Origin of the sequence: Fictibacillus nanhaiensis, assembly GCF_042686385.1 — a bacterium.
Lineage (GTDB): Bacteria > Bacillota > Bacilli > Bacillales > Fictibacillaceae > Fictibacillus > Fictibacillus nanhaiensis.
Map to the genome: position 1 here is coordinate 1 of NZ_JBHUPF010000009.1, position 1288 is coordinate 1288.

General features: G+C 37.2%; 1 protein-coding gene. It reads left to right on the forward strand.

Annotated features, from left to right (window positions below; all coding sequences use genetic code 11):
- The first annotated feature begins 85 nt into the window (after positions 1-85).
- Positions 86-1248, forward strand: a protein-coding gene (locus tag ACFS5O_RS19325) for an IS3 family transposase (RefSeq protein ID WP_205724076.1) whose coding sequence is annotated in 2 segments (ribosomal slippage) — positions 86-362 and positions 362-1248 — 1164 coding nt in all. Because the reading frame shifts where the segments join, the coding sequence is not laid out codon by codon here.
- Positions 1249-1288 lie beyond the last annotated feature (40 nt).

Sequence of the window (1288 nt, forward strand, 5' to 3'; positions counted from 1 at the left end):
TAGACTAACCTAGGTAGATGGGACACAATAAAACACCTTCGAAATGATACACTTATTAAAAGTGAAAAATCGGAGGTGTTTTTGCATGGGCAAAAACGTTTATTCAAAAGAAACAAAGTGGGCTGTTGTTAAAGATAAAATGAGTGGTCAATTCTCCAACGAAGAAATCATGGATAAGTACGGAATCAAAAATGTGTCCCAAATTAAAACGTGGATGAGATGGTATCGAGATAATGAAGTACATCGGTTCAATCAACCTATTGGTAAGCAATACTCTTACGGTCTTGGACCTGATTCCCTTAGTGAAGAGGAAAAGAAAGAACGTCAATTTAATCACTACAAACAGGAGAATGAAATCTTAAAAAAGTATTTGGAGATCGAAAAGGAGCTGAAAAAGAAGTAGTTCTCCGTTTGGTAAAGAGATTAAGAAAAAAGTACACCGTTACGGCTATTCTATCTGCGTTAAGTGTTCCAAGATCCACCTACTATCGTTGGTTAGCAGCTCCATCTAAAGAGTTGTCTGAATCCGAGAAGGCTATTATCTCTCTTTGTGAAGAGACGAAATATCGGTATGGTCATCGGAAAATTAAGCATCTACTAAAGCGTCGATATCAAATTAGTTTGAATCGTAATTCTGTCCAACGTATTATGCAAAAGCATCATCTACAGTGCCGTGTAAAGCCAAAGAGGAAGTGGAAATCTCAAGGGCAAACCATCATTGTCGCACCAAATCTTTTACAGAGAGATTTTTCAGCCGTTTTGCCCAATCAAAAATGGGTGACCGATATTACGTATATTCAATATGGTTCAAGCACATTGTATCTTTCAACCATTATGGATCTATTCAATAATCAAATTGTGGCGTACAAGCTCTATACGCATCAACAAACGCCTCTGGTGACAGATACTTTAAAAGCTGCGTTAAAATCACGAGGAAACCCCAAAGGGGTTATTGTTCACAGTGATCAAGGAAGTGTGTATACATCTTATGCGTATCAGCAGTTAATACAAGAAAGTAAATTAGTCAGCAGTATGTCGAGAAGGGGAAATTGTTGGGATAACGCCGTTGTTGAGTCTTTCCATTCAAATCTAAAATCTGAAGAGTTCCAATATGTGAAGTTTAATTCTATAACCGTAGATAAAGTAAAGGAAAAAGTAGATCAATACATGAAGTATTACAATGAGGAGCGAATTCAAGAAAAATTAGGCTACCACACCCCTATTGAAATGGGGAGTATGGCAGCCTAACAGGTGTTTTATTAATGTCCCAATTGACTATGTCAGTCTA